20 protein-coding genes, 3 pseudogenes and 2 riboswitches are annotated in these 21,211 nt (G+C 43.6%); of the genes and pseudogenes, 14 read left to right on the top strand and 9 right to left on the bottom strand.

Annotated elements, in window-relative coordinates; translation table 11 throughout:
- The first annotated feature begins 72 nt into the window (after positions 1-72).
- The 5 genes from BDD39_RS07320 (at position 73) to thiE (ending at position 5,320) form a co-directional block, all read left to right on the top strand.
- The gene (locus tag BDD39_RS07320) at positions 73-1,740 is read left to right on the top strand and encodes a DUF6044 family protein (protein WP_166909422.1); all 1,668 of its coding nucleotides are present in this window, start codon (positions 73-75) and stop codon (positions 1,738-1,740) included.
- A 12-nt stretch (positions 1,741-1,752) separates the two neighbouring features.
- Positions 1,753-2,784: a glycosyltransferase family 2 protein gene (locus tag BDD39_RS07315; protein WP_166909420.1), complete on the top strand. Its 1,032-nt coding sequence runs from the start codon at positions 1,753-1,755 to the stop codon at positions 2,782-2,784.
- A gap of 52 nt (positions 2,785-2,836) precedes the next feature.
- A riboswitch (TPP riboswitch) is annotated at positions 2,837-2,950 on the top strand.
- A gap of 59 nt (positions 2,951-3,009) precedes the next feature.
- Positions 3,010-3,822, top strand: coding sequence for a hydroxyethylthiazole kinase (gene thiM / locus BDD39_RS07310; RefSeq protein ID WP_166909418.1), 813 nt, complete (start codon positions 3,010-3,012; stop codon positions 3,820-3,822).
- Positions 3,823-3,836: 14 nt separating this feature from the next.
- Entirely contained in the window at positions 3,837-4,640 is an 804-nt protein-coding gene (thiD, locus tag BDD39_RS07305) for a bifunctional hydroxymethylpyrimidine kinase/phosphomethylpyrimidine kinase (protein ID WP_166909416.1), read from the top strand.
- A gap of 11 nt (positions 4,641-4,651) precedes the next feature.
- Positions 4,652-5,320 carry a thiamine phosphate synthase gene (gene thiE, locus BDD39_RS07300; protein WP_166909414.1) on the top strand — a complete coding sequence of 223 codons (669 nt, stop codon included), beginning with the start codon at positions 4,652-4,654 and terminating at the stop codon, positions 5,318-5,320.
- 25 nt (positions 5,321-5,345) lie between these two features.
- Here thiE and BDD39_RS07295 read toward each other — a convergent pair.
- Positions 5,346-6,339, bottom strand: a pseudogene (locus BDD39_RS07295) (acyltransferase family protein).
- Between the two features lie 99 nt (positions 6,340-6,438).
- Here BDD39_RS07295 and BDD39_RS07290 point away from each other — a divergent pair.
- The 3 genes from BDD39_RS07290 (at position 6,439) to BDD39_RS07280 (ending at position 7,046) form a co-directional block, all read left to right on the top strand.
- Positions 6,439-6,654: a hypothetical protein gene (locus BDD39_RS07290; RefSeq protein WP_166909412.1), complete on the top strand. Its 216-nt coding sequence runs from the start codon at positions 6,439-6,441 to the stop codon at positions 6,652-6,654.
- The gene (locus BDD39_RS07285; RefSeq protein ID WP_166909410.1) at positions 6,623-6,802 is read left to right on the top strand and encodes an H-type small acid-soluble spore protein; all 180 of its coding nucleotides are present in this window, start codon (positions 6,623-6,625) and stop codon (positions 6,800-6,802) included. The genes BDD39_RS07290 and BDD39_RS07285 overlap by 32 nt, the downstream gene beginning before the upstream one ends.
- Positions 6,803-6,878: 76 nt before the next feature.
- Positions 6,879-7,046, top strand: a complete 168-nt coding sequence (locus BDD39_RS07280; protein ID WP_166909407.1) for a twin-arginine translocase TatA/TatE family subunit — start codon at positions 6,879-6,881, stop codon at positions 7,044-7,046.
- A gap of 25 nt (positions 7,047-7,071) precedes the next feature.
- On the opposite strand, the gene BDD39_RS07275 is transcribed toward BDD39_RS07280, so the two are convergent.
- Positions 7,072-8,541, bottom strand: coding sequence for an amino acid permease (locus BDD39_RS07275; protein ID WP_166909405.1), 1,470 nt, complete (start codon positions 8,539-8,541; stop codon positions 7,072-7,074).
- A 129-nt stretch (positions 8,542-8,670) separates the two neighbouring features.
- Positions 8,671-8,859: riboswitch (Lysine riboswitch) on the bottom strand.
- A 194-nt stretch (positions 8,860-9,053) separates the two neighbouring features.
- Here BDD39_RS07275 and BDD39_RS07270 point away from each other — a divergent pair.
- Positions 9,054-9,638: a YitT family protein gene (locus BDD39_RS07270; protein ID WP_166909403.1), complete on the top strand. Its 585-nt coding sequence runs from the start codon at positions 9,054-9,056 to the stop codon at positions 9,636-9,638.
- Positions 9,639-9,656: 18 nt separating this feature from the next.
- Here the strand turns inward: BDD39_RS07270 and BDD39_RS07265 are convergent, their stop codons facing one another.
- From BDD39_RS07265 to BDD39_RS07245, 5 genes and pseudogenes are all read right to left on the bottom strand, one after another.
- Entirely contained in the window at positions 9,657-11,015 is a 1,359-nt protein-coding gene (locus BDD39_RS07265) for a S8 family peptidase (protein ID WP_166909401.1), read from the bottom strand.
- Between the two features lie 86 nt (positions 11,016-11,101).
- Positions 11,102-12,019, bottom strand: a pseudogene (locus tag BDD39_RS07260) (peptide MFS transporter); the annotation flags it as partial.
- A 57-nt stretch (positions 12,020-12,076) separates the two neighbouring features.
- On the bottom strand, positions 12,077-13,258 hold the full coding sequence (locus tag BDD39_RS07255) for an IS701 family transposase (RefSeq protein ID WP_081189990.1): 1,182 nt from the start codon (positions 13,256-13,258) through the stop codon (positions 12,077-12,079).
- Between the two features lie 116 nt (positions 13,259-13,374).
- Positions 13,375-13,863 (bottom strand): annotated as a pseudogene (locus tag BDD39_RS07250) (oligopeptide:H+ symporter); the annotation flags it as partial.
- A 183-nt stretch (positions 13,864-14,046) separates the two neighbouring features.
- Positions 14,047-14,925: an IS982 family transposase gene (locus BDD39_RS07245; protein WP_166907142.1), complete on the bottom strand. Its 879-nt coding sequence runs from the start codon at positions 14,923-14,925 to the stop codon at positions 14,047-14,049.
- 532 nt (positions 14,926-15,457) lie between these two features.
- Here BDD39_RS07245 and BDD39_RS16755 point away from each other — a divergent pair.
- Together BDD39_RS16755 and BDD39_RS16750 are read left to right on the top strand one after the other, a co-directional pair.
- On the top strand, positions 15,458-15,862 hold the full coding sequence (locus tag BDD39_RS16755) for a hypothetical protein (protein ID WP_243846008.1): 405 nt from the start codon (positions 15,458-15,460) through the stop codon (positions 15,860-15,862).
- Positions 15,850-16,167, top strand: a complete 318-nt coding sequence (locus BDD39_RS16750) for a hypothetical protein (RefSeq protein ID WP_243846007.1) — start codon at positions 15,850-15,852, stop codon at positions 16,165-16,167. Before BDD39_RS16755 ends, BDD39_RS16750 begins: the two co-directional genes overlap by 13 nt.
- 231 nt (positions 16,168-16,398) lie before the next feature.
- Here BDD39_RS16750 and BDD39_RS07235 read toward each other — a convergent pair whose 3' ends face one another.
- Together BDD39_RS07235 and BDD39_RS07230 are read right to left on the bottom strand one after the other, a co-directional pair.
- Positions 16,399-16,761, bottom strand: coding sequence for a hypothetical protein (locus BDD39_RS07235; RefSeq protein ID WP_166909399.1), 363 nt, complete (start codon positions 16,759-16,761; stop codon positions 16,399-16,401).
- A gap of 46 nt (positions 16,762-16,807) precedes the next feature.
- Positions 16,808-17,914, bottom strand: a complete 1,107-nt coding sequence (locus tag BDD39_RS07230; RefSeq protein WP_166909397.1) for a histidine kinase N-terminal domain-containing protein — start codon at positions 17,912-17,914, stop codon at positions 16,808-16,810.
- A gap of 167 nt (positions 17,915-18,081) precedes the next feature.
- Here BDD39_RS07230 and BDD39_RS07225 point away from each other — a divergent pair, with 167 nt between their 5' ends.
- The 3 genes from BDD39_RS07225 to BDD39_RS07215 are packed head-to-tail and all read left to right on the top strand — an operon-like array spanning position 18,082 to position 21,142.
- Positions 18,082-19,089, top strand: coding sequence for a YncE family protein (locus tag BDD39_RS07225; RefSeq protein WP_166909395.1), 1,008 nt, complete (start codon positions 18,082-18,084; stop codon positions 19,087-19,089).
- A complete protein-coding gene (locus BDD39_RS07220) occupies positions 19,058-19,735 on the top strand; it encodes a response regulator transcription factor (RefSeq protein WP_166909393.1) in 678 nt (225 codons plus the stop codon). The genes BDD39_RS07225 and BDD39_RS07220 overlap by 32 nt, the downstream gene beginning before the upstream one ends.
- Positions 19,736-21,142 carry a sensor histidine kinase gene (locus BDD39_RS07215; RefSeq protein WP_166909391.1) on the top strand — a complete coding sequence of 469 codons (1,407 nt, stop codon included), beginning with the start codon at positions 19,736-19,738 and terminating at the stop codon, positions 21,140-21,142.
- Positions 21,143-21,211 lie beyond the last annotated feature (69 nt).

Genomic DNA, 21,211 nt, shown 5'->3' with positions numbered 1-21,211 from the left:
TATAGAAAAGATGCATATTTTTCCTTTTTCGATAGAAAATAAAGGAAGACATTTTAAAAAGGAGGGGAAGTGGTGCCGACAATAGAAAAGAGACTCCTGTTCTTCTCGTTCCTCGCGATCGCCTTGTTTGTATCGCCGTATTTTCTGCTTGGCGAGGATGCGCATATGCGGGTTCACGATAATTTAGATTCGAATATCGCTTGGTATAAAGTCGTCATTAGAAGCGGAGAGTTGTTTGGTTCAGTAAACGCGGTCATCCCGCAAGTCATTAACGGGCTGCCGCGCAACGCGTTCGGTACGGAGTTTAGCGGGATCGTATGGCTTCATGCGCTGTTTCCCCCGATTTATGCCTATGGCTTAAGCCAGGCGATCACCCGTGTCTTTGCGTTTATCGGCATGTATTTGCTGCTGAAAAAGCATGTGCTTCGCGATGAAAAGTGGACGTGGATTCGCATCGGGGCGGCGCTTTCGTTTGCCCTGACGCCGTTTTGGCCGTCGGGGATGTTGAGTACGCTTGGCATGCCGCTCGCGCTTTGGGCGCTGCTTAATATCCGCAACGGCGAACGATCGTGGGTGAACTATATGGTGCTTACGCTATTGCCGTTTTATTCGAGCTTTGTGCTTGGCTTTTTCTTTTTCTTAAGCGCGATGGGAATATGGTGGCTTGCCGACGTTATCCGCGGAAAGGGATGGAACAGGCGGTTTTTCTTGGCGATTGTCTATATGACGATTCTTTATTTGGCGGTGGATTACCGCCTTGTTCATTCGCTGTTATTTTCCGATGAACCGACGAGCCGCGATGAATATTTTCACGCCCGTTTGCCGCTCTGGCGGGTGATCCGCTTAATTTTCAAAAACTATATTCTCGGCCATACGCATGTAATGACGGTGCACGGGCTTGTCATTTTGCCAATAACGCTAGCCGCATTATATATCGTCTGGAAGAAGAAAATATGGCGGCAGGAAAAACTGTTTATCTTTTTGCACGCGCTCAATTTCGCGCTGTCCACATGGTATGCGTTTTGGTTTTATAAAGGTTGGGCCCCGCTGACGGAACGGTTTGATTTGTTGGATAAATTCAATTTTGCCCGCTATCATTTTTTGCGGCCGATGGTCATTTACGTGTTGTTTGCTATTTCGCTCAAAATTTTATGGCAGCAAGGACAAGCGTGGAAAAAGCTATGTTTCGCCGCTATCGCTGCTCAGTTAGTGGTGCTCACTGCATTTAATGAAGAAATTGTCTATCGCCATAAGCCGTCGTTTCGCGAGTTTTATGCGGAAAAGCAGTTTCAAGAAATGAAAGAGTATATTGGACGGCCTGTTCATACATACCGCGTCGCCAGCATTGGCATTCATCCGGCGATTGCGCAATATAACGGGTTTTACACGCTCGATACGTATAACAATTTTTATCCGCTCTCCTATAAACATAAGTTCCGTCAAATCATTGCCAACGAACTCGCGAAAAACAAAAAGCTGCGCGAATACTTCGATGAATGGGGCGGACGCTGCTATATTTTTGTCGATGAGCTGGGCAAACATTATATGTTTAAAAAGGATTCCAAGCGAACGATTAAACATTTAGAGCTCAATGCCGCTGTATTCTATCAAATGGGCGGCCGCTATATTTTCTCAGCGTTGCCGATTGAAAACGCAAAACAAAATCAGCTGACGCTTGAAAAAGTGTTTCATTCAAAAGAATCGGCATGGACAATTTATTTGTACAAGGTGATACCGTAAGGAGGGATAACATTGAACGAACCAACGCTTACGATTGTCGTGCCGTGTTATAACGAAGAGGAAGCATTGCCGGAAACGATCCGCCAGCTCCGCGCGCTGCGGGAGGCGCTTGTTGCGGAAAAGCTGATTTCCGCTGACAGCACGCTTCTTTTTGTCGATGATGGGAGCCGTGATGCGACATGGGACATTATTTACAAGGCAAGTTTGCGCTATCTGGAAGTAAAGGGGCTGAAACTGGCGCACAATGCCGGCCATCAAAATGCGCTGCTGGCCGGAATGTTTGCCGCGAAAACGCGTTCGGACTGCATCGTTTCGATTGATGCCGATTTGCAGGATGATATTGCGGTCATTCGCGATTTCGTCCAAAAATTCCAAGAAGGCTATGAAATTGTGTATGGGGTGCGCAAGCGGCGCGATGCCGATACGTTTTTTAAACGCCATACGGCGCAAGGCTTTTACAAATTAATGAAAGCGATGGGGGTCGATCTCGTCTATAATCACGCTGATTACCGTTTAATGAGCCGGCGCGTGGTCGAAGCGCTCGAGCGGTTTGAAGAAGTGAACCTGTTTTTGCGCGGCATCGTTCCTTTGCTTGGTTTTCGTTCGACAACGGTATACTATGATCGAAAAGAACGGCTGGCCGGAACGACAAAGTATCCGCTGAAGAAAATGATTGCCTTTGCCCTTGATGGAATTACGTCGTTCAGCATCACGCCGATCCGCATGATTTCGCTTCTCGGTTTTGTATCTTTTTTCGTCAGCGTATTATTTGGCATCTATTTTCTTGTATTAAAATTTACCGGCTATACGCAAACGGGATGGACGTCGCTCATTACCTCGATTTGGCTGCTCGGCGGCCTGCAGCTGATCGCGCTTGGCTTAATTGGCGAATATATTGGAAAGATTTATAAAGAAACGAAACGGCGGCCCCGCTATATCATCGATTTAGATTTATTTAATCTGCCGCTGCCGCAATCGCGGCATTCCTCTCCTGCGTTGCACGAAAAGACAGTGATGGCGGAATTGCCGCAACATCGTTCGTAATTTTTTTCTTGCAATACGGAAGCGGAAAGAGTAGACTTTTTGGTGAACAACGATATAACAATACGGGAGCTTGCGGAAGCAGGCTGAGAGTACGGCTATATTCCGCCGTTGACCGTTTGAACCTGTTTGGGTAATGCCAGCGCAGGGAAAGTGAGAATATGGGGCTGAAAAACACTTTGCTTGCGCGCAAAGTGTTTTTTATTTTGCCAAAAGGAGAGGATGGGAATGGTCAATAATCAAGAAGTGGCGAGCGTATTGCAAAAGGTGAGACAAGCCAATCCGCTTGTACATAACATCACCAATGTCGTTGTCACGAATTTTACGGCCAACGGCTTGCTTGCGTTAGGTGCTTCACCGGTGATGGCCTATGCGAAAGAAGAAGTGGCCGATATGGCAAAAATTGCAGGGGCGCTCGTCTTAAATATCGGAACATTAAATCCAACAGAAGTGGAAGCGATGATCATTGCCGGAAAAGAGGCAAACGAAGCTGGCGTTCCGGTTATTTTCGATCCGGTTGGCGCCGGGGCGACGCCGTATCGCACGGAGACGGCGCGAAACATTGCGGGCGCGGTCCAAGTGTCTGTCATTCGCGGCAATGCGGCGGAAATTGCGAATACAATCGGCGAAGCGTGGGCCATTAAAGGCGTCGATGCGGGAGAAGGGAGCGGAGATGTCGTATCGTTGGCGAAAAATGCGGCGAAGCGGCTGAAAACAGTAGTTGCCATTACAGGAAAAGAGGATGTTGTAACCGATGGAAATACAACGTATATCATCCGTAACGGACATCCGATATTAACGAAAGTAACCGGTACGGGCTGCTTATTGACCTCTGTCATTGGCGCTTTTGCGGCTGTAGAGCGGGATGTGTTAAAAGCGGCAGCGGCGGCGCTTGTCAGCTATGGAGTTGCCGCAGAAATGGCTGCGAAAAAAGCAGGAGAACAAGGACCTGGCAGCTTTCAAATCGCCTTTTTAGACGCGCTTTCCCGCGTAGGAGCGGATGAGATCCACCAATACGGCCGCATTGAACAAGGAGAATGAAGGGAGAGAAAACAATGGTATATAAAGCGTTAACGATTGCCGGTTCTGACAGCGGCGGCGGCGCCGGAATCCAGGCCGATTTAAAAACATTTCAAGAATTAGGCGTATTTGGCATGTCCGCCCTCACCGCGGTGACGGCGCAAAATACACTTGGGGTGCAAGGGGTGTACCCATTGTCGCCGGAAGCGGTCGCAAAGCAAATCGAATCGGTCGCGACGGATTTAGGAGCAGATGCGGTAAAAACGGGAATGCTGTTTAGCGCCGAAATTATTGAAGCGGTCGCCGCGAAAGTGAAACAGTTTGGCTGGACTTGTCTCGTTGTCGACCCGGTCATGATCGCAAAAGGCGGTGCACCACTGCTTCAAGAAGAGGCGGTAAATGCGCTGAAGACGTATTTGCTGCCGCTTGCGATGGTCGTTACCCCAAACATTCCAGAAGCGGAAGCATTAACCGGCCTTACGATTCGAACGATGGAAGATCGCAAAGAAGCGGCGAAACGTCTGCATGAACTAGGAGTGAAGCATGTCGTGATTAAAGGCGGTCACGACGATGATGGGGAAGAAACGGTCGATGTATTATATGACGGCAGTGAATTTTTCTATTTCACAAGCAAGCGCATCGATACAAAACATACGCACGGAACGGGCTGCACGTTTGCCGCGGCGATCACGGCCGAGCTCGCAAAAGGAAAAACGGTTCAAGAAGCAGTACAGACAGCGAAATCGTTTATCCAAGCGGCCATTGAGCATACGCTAGGCATCGGTCATGGTCACGGTCCGACGAACCATTGGGCGTACCGGGAAAAGGCGGCGCGGTAGGTGAGTGGAAAATGACGCGAATAGCAAGTGATACAATGAGAGAACAATTGAAAGTATATTTTATTATGGGAAGCGTAAACTGTGCAAAACCTCCGGCAGAAGTATTAGCGGAAGCGATTGCCGGCGGCATTACGCTGTTTCAGTTCCGCGAAAAAGGAAGCGGCGCGCTCGTTGGCGAACAAAAATATGAGCTCGCCAAGCAATTGCAGCACATTTGCCGGGAGCATGGCATTCCGTTTATCGTGAATGACGATGTCGAACTAGCCCTTGCGCTCGACGCCGATGGAGTGCATATTGGGCAGGAGGACGAAGACGCGCGCATCGTCCGCGCCAAAATTGGCGACAAAATTCTTGGCGTGTCGGCACATAATTTGGAAGAAGCGCGAGCGGCGATGGACGCCGGTGCCGATTATATCGGAGTCGGACCAATTTATCCAACAAAATCGAAAGAAGATGCGAAAAAAGCGCAAGGTCCGGAGATTATCCGTTTGCTGCGCCGCCATGGCATCGCCATTCCGCTGGTCGCCATTGGGGGCGTTACGGCGGACAATGCCGGCGAGGTTATCGCGGCAGGGGCGGATGGTGTTTCTGTGATCAGCGCCATCGCTTCTGCTTCGTCTCCGGAGACGGCTGCCAGACAGCTGGTTCGGGCGGTGCAATCCAGCAAAAAAGGTGCCTAAAAGTATGGGCACCTTTTTTGCTTGACTAAGAAACCGCTTGTTTTCTTTTCGGCAAACGCAGCTCTAAAAGCGGGCGCATAATTTGTACGATCGGCTTGCTTCCAAGAAAGAGAATAATGAGAACCGACAATCCTAACAGCAGCGGGTAGCCGTGAATGTTCATGATAAAATCCGGAAACTTTGTTTCATGCAAATATTTTAAAATAAACCCGTGCAAAACATAAATATAAAACGTTCTTGTCCCGAATACGGAAAACGAATAACGCTGGTTTGGGACCAGGGCGAGAAAACTGATCATCATCAGTGTGCTTGCCCCATAAATTGTTAGACGTCCGACAACACCGTCTTCTTCCGGAACGCCAAGCGCATCGTACGATTTAGAGCCGTACAGCCATTCCTGCGGCAAATCTGGAAAACCAAAATGAATCAAAACAAACATCGCGATGAGCGCAACAATGGAAAATAAGCGGATTCGCCATGTAAATAAGCGCTTGATCTCGCTTTTTTCGAGGAAAAATCCCAGCAAAAAGAATGGGAAAAACGTAAATGTACGCGATAGGCTCAGCCATTTTTCCGCATCAAGCATCCCGGCTCCGACCCCTAAAAGAAGGGCGAGTGACAGCGATATCGACTTTGGTATTTTAGAGAACACGAATAATAATATGTTCCAGCTGAACAGGCTGATTAAAAACCATAAACTCCAGTGAGGGGTCAATAAATTAAACTCAAGCGAATCTTCTTTATATAAAAAAATAATAAACAGAGTAAAGCAGCTGAAAAATCAAATATGGGACAAGTAGCTTTTTTGTAATTTTTTTGAAATATCCTTGCTCGCGGATTTTTTTCGCAAAATAGCCGGAAATCAAGATAAACGCCGGCATGTGAAAAAAGAAGATCCAGATATATAAACTATGTACCCATAGCACATTATCAATATACGGGCGGAGAAAGTGGCCAAACACGACGAGGAGCATTAATACGCATTTTGCGTTGTCAAAGTAATAATCGCGCTCGCTCATAGTGTCTTCCTCCTTTCTTATTTATACCACTTCGAATGATACTTTTTCTTTTTTGAGGGGTCAATAGTATATCAATTTTTGGAAAGGTGTGACATTTTGATGATATATAGGGAAGAAGAACGCGAAACGACCGATATGACCCAGTTATTAGAAGTAATTAACGCGAAAGGGGACGAAGGAGAACTTGAACCAATTACATGTAATGACGAATTGTTTTGGAAAGGAGTACGTGCGTTAGCGGAAGATAGCGCCAAAGCGGACGAAGAAGGGAGGGAATATCGTAATGGAAGTCATACGCGCCAAACAAATCGCTGAATCGGGAAAAATCGTGCCAGTCACATACGAGGGGCAGCAGGTAATGATTCAACACGTGGATGAAGAACGGGAAATGGCACGTATTTATATAAAAAATCGTCCAGAGAGTGAAATGGAAGTACCCGTTCGTCTTCTGCAAGAAGAATAGTCGTATCGAAAATGGCGCTTTCCGTTTTGGTATGGTATAATAATAGAAAAATGAATAAACATATGGAGTGAATCACATGAACATCGGGTTTGGAGAAATTGCTCTGATCGTTTTCTTCGCGTTGTTAATTTTTGGTCCAAAAAAATTGCCGGAATTAGGACAAGCGGTCGGAAAAACGTTGCGTGAATTTAAAAATGCAGCAAATGGAATGATCGATGATGAAAAGCAAAAAGAACAAAAGTAAGGACTTGGTCATACATACCAAGTCCTTATTTTTGTTCAAAATCGCATTCATGTAATGGAACGATTTTTGTTTTTTTCACAAACTTATACCCAAGCCAGACGATAATAAAGAGCGGTAGGCCAATATACGAAACAAGAACCCCGTACCAGTCAATCTTTCCGCCAATAAATGCTGGATAGTTTTGACCTAAAATAACAATAGTGCAAACAATGAACGCAAAAATAGGACCGAACGGGAACCATTTCGCTTTATACGGTAAATCATCGAGACTTTTCCCTTGAGCAATGTACGCTTTACGGAATCGATAATGGCTAATAGCAATACCTAGCCATGCAATAAATCCCGACATTCCGGAAGCGTTCAATAACCATGTATAAACGACACCGTCGCCAAAGAAAGAAGCTAAAAAGGCAAGCGTTCCTATTGATGAAGTGACAATAAGCGCATTCACCGGAACTCCACGTTTATCCAATTTCGCTAAAAATTTTGGTGCTTTCCCTTCACGGGCTAAATCCCAAAGCATGCGGGTTGATGCGTACATCCCAGAGTTACCTGCCGATAATACAGCAGTTAAAATGACAGCGTTTATTACGGAAGCGGCAAAGGCGATTCCAGCTTTATCGAATACAAGTGTAAACGGGCTAACCGTGACATCGTCATTAGCAAGCTTTCCATCTGTATAAGGAATTAGCAAGCCGATTGCCAAAATAGCTAATACATAGAATAGCAAAATGCGCCAAAACACGCTACGAATGGCGCGGGGAATGCTGTGTTCCGGATTTTCTGTTTCGCCAGCAGCAACTCCCAATAATTCCGTTCCTTGAAAGGAAAATCCCGCCGCCATAAAGATTCCTAACATAGCCATAAAACCGCCATGAAACGGGGCATCTCCAATGGTAAAGTTTTTGAAGCCAACCGCTTCACCACCCATGATTCCGAGAATCATCAGGAAGCTGACAATTAAAAATACGATAACCGTTACCACTTTAATAAGGGAAAACCAATATTCCGCCTCTCCAAATCCCTTTACGGATAAATAATTTAAAAGAAACATAATGACTAAGCAAAGCGCGCTCCATAAAAGCGACGGACTATGTGGAAACCAAAATTTCATAATCATCGTGACGGCTGATAGTTCCGCTGCAATTGTAATCGCCCAGTTGTACCAATAATTCCATCCTAATGCAAATCCTAACGCAGGATCAACGAATTTTGTCGCATACGTGCTAAAAGATCCAGAAACAGGCATGTACGCAGCCATTTCCGCAAGGCTTGTCATTAAAAAGTACACCATAACGCCAACAGCGATATATGCCACAAGTGCTCCGCCGGGTCCTGCTGTATGCACCGCTCCGCCGCTGGCTAAAAATAAACCTGTACCGATCGTTCCACCGAGGGAAATCATCGTTAAATGGCGTGTTTTTAGTTTTCGCCGCAGTCCACCCTCAGAAAGAGAAGCAGAAGAAGTAACCATTGTTTTTGTTGCTGTTTCCATTAACAACTCGCTCCTTTATACAAATAAGTTAAAAAACGAAAGATGTTTATGCCCTTTTTACATAAATAAAAAAGCCGTCGAAGGAGATTCGACGGCAGTGTTGAAATAGCTGCATACCATCAACTCTCCCATGAAGATAGCGCTCCATACCCGCAGACTATGCAGGCATGACAGTGTTGCCCCTATTCGGTGACAACCCCAGCCTGAGCACCCAGAGAAATGCCCAGACTTCGGCAGCTTTTCCTTTCCGGTAAAGTCTTTGACGTGCTCTGCGTCTCGTTTACCGTACTCATAAAAGCCGCGACCTCTACTTCAAGGGTCGAATGAGCGTCATATTCAATTATACTAATATATTAATATATTCCATATTATAATCCATTATTGTAATTATAGCAATAGAAAATAAGAGACAAGTCTTTGAAAGTGTCACCATATAATAACTATATCGAAGTTTTTGGCTAGCGCACCAAGTTTGATTGAAGCAAGCCGGAGGACAATGGGGTGGCGCTCTGATGTTAAAAAAATTGGCTATTACGATTATTGGGAGTATTTTTCTCGCAATCGGCATTAATGTTTTTTTAGTTCCTCACCATTTGTTAGATGGGGGAATCATTGGAATTGGTTTAATCGTCAAATATATTTGGCATGTAAAAGCGGGGCTGACGATTATTTTATTGAGCATTCCCCTTTATATTATGGCCTGGTTTTACTATCGCCCATTTTTTTATAACAGCCTTCACGGTTTATTGTTTTCTTCTCTAATGATTGATATGTTTTCTGGGCTGCGCGGCATTATTGTGATTGATCCAATCGCTAGCTCGATTATTGGAGGGGCTTTGGTGGGCACTGGAATTGGGATGATGCTGCGGGAAGAGACGAGTACGGGAGGAACGGACTTATTAGCGCAATTTATTGCGAGAATGACCAATTGGAATGTAGGGATCATTATTTTTCTGATGGATACGCTCATTATTACGATTGGGAGTTATGTTATCGATTCTACATCGTTTCTTTATTCACTCGTTGTCGTCACCGTAGTGGGGATGGTGACAACACTGCTGACGCACACGAAAGGATGGAGACATTACGTACTGTAACAATCCCCATCCATATGGCTATCGCCAGCGGCTGGCTAATTCCAACGCGCGATAGACGTTGATTAAACCATATCCGTAATACGGATCTTTGCCGTTGTTCTCAAGATCGGTAGCAGTGTTGATAATAATTTGTTTTACATCATCATTCGTCAGGTGCGGATTGATGGAGCGGATGAGACCGGCTAATGCCGTGACGTGCGGGGCAGCCATCGATGTCCCGGAAAGAGCTGCGTAACGATGTTGCGAAAACGTGCTCGCAATATTAGTCCCAGGCGCCACTACATCTAAATAATTTCCGTAATTGGAATAAGTGGCAAAAGAAAGATCAGGATTCACTGCGCCGACGCTGATCACTTCCGGATAGGCGGCGGGAAAGCTAGGCTGGGAAGTACTGTCATTTCCTGAAGCGGCAACGAGTACAACATCGTGGCTATAAGCATAGCGAATCGCTTCTTCCAATACGGTCGAAGGCTGATAATTGCCGAGGCTTAAGTTGATCACTTTTGCCCCATGGTCGACTGCCCAGCGGATTCCTTTCGCAACGTCAAAACTTGTGCCATAGCCGTCGGCGTTTAATGCCTTGATGGGCATCACCCGGTTAAACCATGTGATGCCGGCAACCCCTTCATGGTTGTTTGGCTCCGAGGCGATAATGCCTGCGACGTGTGTGCCGTGGCCGTTGTCATCTTCCGGAATATTATTTTCAGCAAGAACGTTATAGCCTGTTTGAAGGCGATGGACGAGATCTGGATGATTCAAATCGACCCCGCTGTCAATAACGGCAATGGTAACGCTTTTTTTTCCACGTGATAACGTCCAGCCCGCTTCGGTGTCAATCACTGGCAAGTTCCATTGATAACGCGAATAAAGCAAATCGTTTGGGATTTCATTTTGCAAATAAATATAGTTTGGCTCGCAGTAAGCGACAGAAGGGATGGATTGAAAATATTCACATAATTCATGATAAGCTTTCGTCGAGGAACGAAAGATAAAAAAGTGATCAAAATGGTCGACTAATTTTCCGTCAATCGTCCGTTCCATTTGTTTGATCTCGCGGGGAGACGGAAGCGTTTGAAAACGGACGGTGATTTCATGATTAAAATAATGGCTTTTATCTCGGCTATTATGATGAATTTTGATAATTTTTGGATGATGGTTTAGCTTATGTTTCAGTTTTTCGCCCATTGCCAAACTGTCCAACGTAACGACCGTTGGATGGGAACGAGGCGTCGTTGTCATATAAGGGGCCGGTTTCGGTCTTAGCTGATTTGTTTCTTCATGATGGACTGTCGGACGATATGTCTTCATGATTGCTGTGATCATCACAAAAAGAATGCCAACTCCAGTCGTGATAGCGAAAAGAGTTCGTTTATTCATCTATATGTCACCTCACTAGTTATAGGGTGAACCAAGAGCAAAAAATTATAAAAAAAAGCTGGCCCCGTAAAAAGGGATCCAACTTTTTAGTTCATCATTCGCACCAATTTTTTCGTAAACAATAGCAAAATAAGTCCTAATCCGATGGTCACGCCGCTAATTAAGCTGAAAATTTCCAAATAACCTAAAGATTGCGTAAACGCTGCTAATTGGCCAGCCAACAATTGTGCGACACCAGTTCCTGCTAACCATACGCCCATTAGCACCGATGCGAGTCGAACAGGCGCAAGTTTACTTACCATCGACAATCCAACTGGTGACAAGCAAAGTTCGCCGACCGTATGAAGGAAATATGTGAAGATAATGAACAACAAGTTTGCTTTTTCGACGATATGGTGTTCGTCGCTTCCTGTTTGTAATACCGCTGGAATTAATACAGCAAATCCAAGGCCAAGTAAAATCATACCAAGACCCATTTTTGCCGGACTTGGCAAGTCACCGCGTTTGGAATTCGCAAGTTTTGTCCAGATTTTCGACAGAATCGGCGCCAACACGATGATAAAGAATGGGTTAATGGATTGGAACCAAGAAGTAGGCATCGTCCAGCCGCCAATCGATTTATCGACGAATTTATCTGTATATAGCGTTAACGAACTTCCAGCTTGTTCAAATCCAGCCCAGAAGAAAATGACAAAGCATGTTAAAATAAAAATAACGGCAACGTTTTGTTTTTCTTGTTTTGTTAAAGGTTTTTTTGCTTTTACTTCTTCTTTGTTTGTTTTCGCTGGTGCGCCGGTAGGTTTTTTACCGATATCTCCTAAATAACGATTTCCAAATAGATTGAAAATTAATTGTCCAATAATCATACCAATCGCAGCAGCTAAAAATCCGTATTTAAATCCGTAATGGATGACACCATTGATTTTCGTTGCGAAATATTCTTCCGCTAAAAATCCGCATACAAGTGGCGAGAATAATGCCCCAAAGTTAATTCCCATACTGTAGTTGAGCAATTTTCATTACAATAATTACCATGTAAAAAGAGACAAACGGAGTACCCCTTATGCCACATGAAGCTGTTTTTTAACGACATCAATGGGAATATCTTGTTTGGCTGCATCGTAAATAAACTCCACGAGGCTATGTCCTTTCTTCTTTCGAAGGAAGTCAAGCCCGGTAGAGAAATCGCTGTTGGATTCGACCATACTGTACACATAAGCGAGTTGCACCAAGATCCAATACCGTTTCACCGCCCGACGTTGACGAACGCGGTACCCATCGAGCTTCAGCTGGTCTTTCGCTTGTCGAAAAAAGCATTCGATCGACCAACGCTGGGCATAGTAGCGCAAGATCTCTTCATCGCTTAGCTCCCGGTCGGTGCTCAAGACGCAGTGAAGATGTTCAGGTGTCATCGGCTGATCGGCTTTCCAAGCCAACAACACAACGGCATCATCGAGACCTTTCAGCGCTCCCTCGTAGCGATACACGCGATAACGCTCTTCTCCCACCGTGACGAGATGGGTGTCTTCCGGTTCGATGTAGCGTGCAAACTGCTTGGCTTGGATCGCAATGCCTTTTGGATAGAGAACCCGATTCGTCTTGAGCATCGCAATGACGTGGAATCCTTTTTTCAGGCAGGCTTCCACGAGTGTTTTCGATGGGTACCAAGAATCCATCAGCACATAAACAGAACCGTGCACATCCAAAGAAGAAAGCATCTCGATGGCCCATTGACCCTTGCTTTTCCCATCCGCCTTGTCGTAGAGGCGAAACGCAAAGGGAAAGGCTTGCGTCATCGTATGAACCATGAGCCAGACGAGAGAGTGTCCCCAAATCGACTTTTTGTCCGCGTGAGAATAATGCCAATTACACCCTTCAATAGCGTGTTTCGCCTGTGACGAAGGCTTCGTTTTTCGGCAGATCGTATCATCGATCGAAACAAAAATGGGGTGATTCTCTCGCTTGGCCGTTCGTTCCACATGACGAAGCATCCACTGCTGGAGTTTGCGAAGCAAGATTTCTTCATCCCAAGGGCTTTTCGTGAAAAAATGGCTCAGTGTCGTTCGATGGTTGGGATGAAAGCTCTCGTGATGCAGATCGGTCAAGGTTCCCGCAAATCCTTTCGTTGTCAGCGCATCGATAATATGAATGAGATGCTTCATGACCGGCTTAGAGAAATAAAGGGCCAGCCCCAACATTGCGAAAAACTTGTCGATTCCTTGGTGATGTGGTAGTCTATTCATGAGACATGAACCTCCTTGAGAATGGTTTGGTGACACATCTATTCTAATCAAGGAATCGGGTTCATGTCTCCTTTTTTGTATGGATGTAAATTTATGTTAGTGAATTTGCTCATCTACAGTCCCATATAGAAAATGGTGAATGCTGCGTCTTTTCGTTTATCGTTTGGAGCATAAAGTTCCCCGACAAGTGTTGAAATATTTGGTTTAAAGAAACCATTACCAATAATTAATAAAAGTAATCCAATATATAGTCCGGTTTGATTGTTGATGGCAAACAATATGATGTTACCGAGCGCCATCGTAATACCGCCAATCGTAATCGCCAATCTTCTGCCTAAAACTCGGTCAGACAAATAACCGCCAACAAGCGGAGTGAAATAAACAGCACCAGTAAAAAATCCATAAATCGTCATGGCGACGCTCGGTTTTATTCCTAATCCGCCGCTGACAAGTTCTGTTGTTAAATAAAGAACAAGAATTGCCCTCATTCCATAATAGCTAAATCGTTCCCAAAGCTCTGTAAAGAATAATAAATAAAGCCCGGGAGGATGCTTCATTTTTGTGCGCTGATTTTGCAATGTCTGTGTTTCCGGTAGTGCACTCATTATATTTCCTCCTTGCTAAGACATTGTTAATACAATGTTAATTTTAATTTACAAAATATTTATATGTCAATAAAATTATATATAAATATATAATTCTAAATTTTTTAATAAAGTTTACAGCATTATTTTATGCGTGAACATTAAATAAAATACTTTTTTAAAACCCGTGGTGCTAGTTGAGTTTTAACACTCAACTAGCCCAAGAACAACAAGGGAGTAAGCCAGTAAAATACCATCCAGCGCCGTTTCAAATCCAGAAACCGAGTTCGCTCGAATCTCGGTGATCCGATACGAATCGACTAAAATCGAAAACACGGTTTCCACCACTTTACGTTTTCGCTTCATCCACTGTTTCCATGCGTCCGATTGGCGAATTCGCTGATTTTTTCGAACGGGCGTCCAAAAAGCGACCCGGTGCTCTTCGTACAGCTTCTTTTGCAGCTTTTGGCTGATATACCCTTTGTCACCGAGGTTATACGGATGTGGAATTTGCGTCATGACGGTTTCAGCGGCCACCCGGTCGTGACAAGACGCTTCGGTGACAACATATCCCATCGGAAGCCCTTGGTCGGTGACCTGCAGGTGAAGTTTCAACCCATAGAAAGTGATCCTTTTGGAAGCACAATAGCCAATATCGGCAATTCCACGGAATCGTTTGACGCGATGCATTCGAGCTGAATGACACAGCTCGATCGGCAAGCTGTCCACGACCGCATACGCATGGTGTTGCCCGCGCTTGGCCAACTGGTGTCGAATCCACTTGATCGCAAAGCTAAGCGCTCGGCAGCGACGGTTGTACCGAGAACGCTCAGGGAACAAGGCCTTGGGAAACAAATTCCCAATCACAAACCGGTGCCAAGCCCGTTCGGAAGTGAAGCCCAACAACTTTCCAAGGACATGGATGGTGATGATGACTTCGTCTTTCTGTTTCAACAAATGACGATTTCGACGTTGAAGATGAATCTGGATACTCGATAGTTGAGCCGATACAAAAAGCAAAATCGATGCATATTGTTTTTGAAGTTTGACACGATCTGTTGTAAAATGAAAGTGTTCTTGCATGGGAACTTCTCCTTTTGATGTTTGGTTGCACTTTCATTTTAAGGAGATCCTCATGCAAGGGCTATTTTTATGCTTGTCTGATTTTATCTAGCACCACGGGTTTTTAAAATATTTTATCGTATTATTTTAATAAAATTTTAAAGATTAAATATATTGATGAAGTTTTTATGGTAATTTTTTGAATTTTATCCAATAAGCATCTTTCCTCTAAATGAAGTGAATGAGAGAGATGAATCGGAGTTTTTGGATACATAAAGTTATGTAATGAAAGTTTCTTCAAAGCAGAAGCTTCTTCGATGGAGATGGTAAGAGACTCCACCACTATGTAGGTGAGAGAGGTTTATCTGTAATAAAATGGTTAATTTTCATTAGAGGGGGTACACTATGCGTGTTACATATACTTGATGGACGGTGAGAAAGAATGCGCAAAACATATATCATCGTTATCATTTTCCTTTTATTGTTAATTGGAGGAGGATTTTTTTTCAACACCAATATTGAATATGCATTCTTGCCTGGGAAGGACGATGTAGTGAAATATGAAGCGAATAATCAAACGGGCACGGATATTTGGGGAAAATGGATTAGCGCAGAAACAGGAAAGGTGGAAAAATTATCTGCAGATGGTAAAGAAACGTCTGTTTCTGCTAAACAGGGTGCTATTGTTGTTGATAAACAGTTGCTTCAATTAGGGCGAGAAGTGTTTTATAAAGAAACATTTGGTAATGAAGTGTTTTTGACGGATATTATGGGGATTGTGAACGGACCGTTAACTATGACGAATATCGCCAAGGCGATTATTGCTTTAAAAGGAAAAGGAACAACAAATTTACAAGTGGAGCTGGCAAAAGATATTACAATTGGTGACCGAACGTACAAAAAAGGGAAAAGTTTGCACATGGCGATTCTAAAGGAGGTTATAAAGTGCCGAGCTTAATCGGTCTTTCTTGGAGCGCTCCTTATCTCCATGATGGGGGTGTTGCGGTCGGACCGAACGGGGAGCTCGGTTTAACGGGAACGCTAGGAAAAGGGATTGTGCCTGATGCACGCAATAGTCTTCGCGCGTTGATGGACCGAACGCTGCGTAAGCAAGTGATCCGTGCGAACGCTTCTGATCCACAACTCCGTGCTGTACATGTAAGCGGTGATGGCCATCGTTATTGGATTGATCAACAGTCGGGATTTACAAAGGAAGAACAAGAAGCGGTGATCGATTATTTGCTTTCCCTTACCTATCCATAATTGAATTGGGGGCAATTTACTCGCAAAAAGAAGTCCTCTACTGTCCATGCTAACGGATAGGGAGGGAGTTGCGTTGCACGAAACGTGTTTTTATTGCCAATGCGAATGCGACGATCAGGTTCATTATGTATCGTTTTATGTTTCAGGCGAAGAACGTGAAGAAGCGTTGTGCCAGGAATGTTACAGGGAGTGGCTTGATGGCATAAAAGGATAGGAAAATAAAACCGCACCTTACTGTGGTATAGGTGCGGTTTTTTGTGTAAGCGGCGGGATGGTTACCATGTCGTTAAGGTCGCTTTTTTCATCATATGAACGATAAACAATCGGGGAAGAGTCAGGATAGGAAAGGGTCATAAATAAAATATGCTCTTCGTTTTCCTTCATTTTCCGCGTTTCCATCGTCAAGACAACATCGTCTAGATGGAGCGAATAAAAACGGTACGTCAGTCCAAGCCATGTTCGCTCCGTGACGGAAGTGTTAGGATGCTGCCGAATGAATTGTGCGATATCGGAAAAGGACCGTTTTTCTTGCTGCAACCAATGCATTATCGTGTTCGTTGTCTGTTTGATCCATTTTTTCCATGTTTCCAGCATTGCGTTCACCCTTTTTGTTATAAGTATGAACGAATTAGTGGCGCATTTATACAGGTAATACAATGAAAAAGGAAGTCATTAGTTGATTAGAAGTGCATGTAATTTGCCCACCGTGATCTTCAATAATTTTTTTACAAATGTAAAGGCCAATCCCTGTTCCTAACTTTTTTGTCGTAAAAAACGGTTCGAAAATCGTTTGGACCATTTCCTTCGGAATTGCAGGACCGTTGTTGGCGATGTTAATACAAACTGTTCCATTTTTGCGATATGCATCGATGTAAATATGGCGGGGCTTGTCTTTTTCTTTTACCGCCTCGATGGAATTCAATAAAATATTGATAAATACTTGGCGAAGTTGATCTTTATAGGCAAATATATGTATCGATTGGTCAACGGACAGCGAGATTTTCACGTCCCCGTCCACAATACTTGCGTATAAAAATTCAATAATTTCTTCGAATAGCTGAAAGAGAGAAAACGTTTCTTTTTCGCTTTCCGCGATTTCTTTTCTAGAAACATGAAGAAATTGGGAAATTCGAAATTTAAGCTGCTGTAGTTCATGGTCAATAATGTCAAGATACGGCAAATTCGGGTGTTCGAATTTTAATAATTGGACAAACCCTATGATCGCGGTAAGCGGATTACGAAATTCGTGCACGAAGCTTGATGACATTTGTCCAAGCAATGTTAGGCGATCTTTGTGAGATTGGCTAATAAATAAGTTTTTCTCCCGCAATTCTGCTTCTTTCAACTCGGCATATTTTGTAACAGCATAAAACAAAAATTGATCAAACAAATAATTGATTTCGTCGATGAGAGGGCGCAATTCTTCCATCGACAATGTTGACTGAAGTGCATACTTCACGATTAATCTTCGTCCGAGATTTGTGTTGTAAACAAACTCACCGATATTCATGTTCGTTTCCGCACGTTCTTTCGCGATTTTGTAAGCAAGCTGTTCAATATCTTTTCTGCTGAATGCAGGGTCAGTTAGCGTTTCTTTGACAAGCTGGAACATCGCTATTCCGTTATGTTCTACGTGATCGATATATTTATCATTATCAGCGATATACATATGGTTTCGCCAGTAGGAAAGAAAATCGGAAAAATGTTCATCTAAATAGGCGGCTAATTTTTTTGCTGCGGACGTCAAACGCTGTCACCTCGTTTTTTATTCTTTTACTTCCTTAATTTTAATTATAAAGAAGGAAAAGGTAGAATAAATGTAAATTTTTATTTGATGAATAAATGTGAACAATTTTTCACAAATATTTCATCATATTTGTTTATAATCAACTTATCTACAAAGGAGGTGCGGACATGAGAAGGATATATATGTTGCTAGCGGTATTAGGAATGTTATTCGTTCATGGATGTGAACAAGAAACGTTTCCCGCTATTCCAAAACGCTTGGAAGTGTTAATCAGCGTAAATGTGAACGATGAAAGCGTGACATTTTTTGATACGCAAACAGGAAAGAAAGTCGCGGAATGGAAAATGAAGAAACCAATAAAAGGCGCCGTATTACTTCAAGATAATAGAACGTTGTTATTGTATGGTAGTGAGTTAGATCGTGTTTATTTATACGATATGAGGACCGGAAAAGAGAAAAGCAAATGGAAAACGGGAAAAGGAATTGTCGGCGCGCTTGTGTCTAATAAAGGGAATACCGTTTTTTTGGCAGACGAACGGGAAAAAGCGCTTCGGATATTTGATGGGAATGGAAAAGAAAAAGGAAAAATCGAGGTAGGGAATAAGCCGTTAACTTTATTGCAAAATAAAGCAGGTACAACCATATACGCGATTGATTTTCGCGATACAAAAGCATATATTGTCGATGTCGACAAACGGCGCGTCATCCGTAAGTTTTCCGTTCCAAAATTCGCGTTTGGCGGCTTGCTTCGCGAGCGGCAACAGGAATTGTGGATCGGGGGACACGGAAGCGGCAGTACAGTGGAAACGAATATTCGTATTTATTCTATAAAAACGGGAGAACTAATAAAATTGATGAAGGCGCCAGTGATGCCAGTGAGTTTTGTTGAAACAAACGAAGGAATATTTGCATTAAGTCATGGTTCTAATATGGTACGGAAATGGGATGATTCAGGAAATTTGAAAGCATCTGTAACGATCGGAGCGAATCCTTTTACCATGATCGGAGCGAACGGACGGCTATATGTTGCTAGCTATGACAGCAATGAAATCTATGTCGTTGATCAGCACACGATGGAGATCATCGCGCGATGGAAAACAGGGAAAGGCCCGTTTCAATTGCTCATTCGGAAGGGGGATGACGATGGAAAAGAAAACGGTGTTAATCGTCGATGATGAAGAAGATATGCGTTTTTTAGTCGGAATGTACTTAGAAAATGCTGGTTTTTCTTATTTAGAGGCGGAGGATGGAAAAGAGGCGTTACAAATTCTTGAAAACAACAAGGTGGATGTGATTTTAATTGATGTCATGATGCCGAAAATGGATGGATTTACATTGTGCGCCCGCATTCGCAAACAATCGGATGTTCCCATTTTATTTTTAACGGCAAGGGGAGATGAATGGGATAAAGTGAAAGGGCTGAAGCTTGGCGGCGATGATTATATTGTGAAGCCGTTTAGTCCCGGTGAGCTTATTGCCCGCATTGAAGCGATTATGCGCCGTGTATACCATGACAAACAAAAGAATGAAGATCTGTCGTTCGGGCCGCTCGTAATTGATGAAAGAGGGAGAAAAGTAACGGTGGATGGAGATCCGGTTGTGCTTACGTTAAAAGAATTTGATTTACTTTTATTTTTGGCTAAACATCATGGACAAGTGTTTAGCCGGGAAGACTTGCTTGCCCAAGTATGGGGATATGATTATACAGGAAATGCAAGAACGGTCGATACGCATATTAAAACGTTGCGCATGAAATTAAAAAAAGCGAGCGATTTTATTCAAACCGTTTGGGGAATCGGATATAAATTTGAGGTGTCGTAAATGCAGCCAAAGTCGATGACGTTAGGGCAAAAAATTTGGCTAATGATCAGTATCGGAGTTATTTTGACGGTTTCATTTTCTTATTTTTTATTAAATTATTTTTATCAAAAATTGTATGTGGATAAAGTGGAAGAGACGTTATTGGAAGAGGGAAAACTGCTGGCATCCGATTATCAAGGCGGTCCGATTACCGATACGTTCCGCAAACAAGTCGAATGGTATAATGAAAAATCAACGGCGGAAGTACTTTTAGTTAATAATCCTCGCGAATTAAGTGCTTGTTTGCCGTTTGGAGTTGAATATAAATCATTAATTAGCGGTGATGATCGATCCAAATTATTGCGCGGCGATACGGTCACGAAAATCGGTTATGAAAAGCGATTTCACCGCCAAATTATGGGGGTGATTGTGCCGCTTTTAGATGAGCATCGGTTACAGGGGGCGCTCTATCTTTATATTCCGCTCGCGAGCATTCAAGAATTGACAAAAGATGTCGCTATCGTTTGGCTTCCGATTGCCACATTATTTGTGTTTGTTCTTCTTCTTGCCGGAAAGCGAATGGCGCGTCATATCACAGATCCGCTAAAAGAAATGGAAAAAGTAGCATATCATATGTCGCAAGGAGATTATCGGGCGCAAATTCCAGTTCGGGCAAACGATGAAGTTGGCAGGCTTGCCAAAGCGTTTAATGTGATGGCAAAAGCAATTGCCGAAGAAGATATGCGAAAACGCGAATTTTTAGCGAACGTTTCTCACGAATTACGGACGCCATTAAGCTATGTGAAAGGATATAGCGAAGCGATATTACAAGGGTTGGTGAAAACGAAAGCGGAAGAAAGAAAATATGTTCAACTCATTCACCGTGAATCAGCTCGAATGGAGCGGCTTGTTCGTGACTTGCTGGATTTGGCGCGGTTAGAAGGAAATAGTGTGCCGCTGCAAAAAATCCCGCTCGTATTTGCGCAAGTGATCGAAGATACGGCCGCAAAATACGAACCGTTTTTACAAAACAAACAAATTACACTTAACATGGAATTAGATCACGATATTATTTTGGAAGGGGATGCCGACCGGCTTGAACAAGTGGTGCAAAACCTTTTAGATAATGCCGTGCGTTATACCCCAACCGCCGGAAAGATCCATATACAACTGAAAAAAGTTAGCGATGCGAGTTGTCAACTTATCATTCGTGATTCGGGAAAAGGAGTCCCAAAAGAAAAGCTGCCGTTTCTTGGACAACGCTTTTACCGTGTTGATCAAGCGCGAACAAGAAAAGAAGGCGGTACAGGATTGGGCTTGGCGATTGTCAAACAAATTATTTCCCTTCACGATGGAACGATTTCGTTTTACAGCGAAGAAGGAAAAGGATTGGAAGTGGTGATTCAACTTCCGATATACGTGGAGTAGCCATCATTGAAAGAAGACAAAAAAAGACCTATAATCATATAAAAATAATTTTAATAAAGGTTGGGGACT

The organism is Saccharococcus thermophilus (assembly GCF_011761475.1).
Lineage (GTDB): Bacteria > Bacillota > Bacilli > Bacillales > Anoxybacillaceae > Saccharococcus > Saccharococcus thermophilus.
Note: the sequence above shows the minus strand (reverse complement) of the source record. Positions and strands in the feature narration are given on the sequence as shown.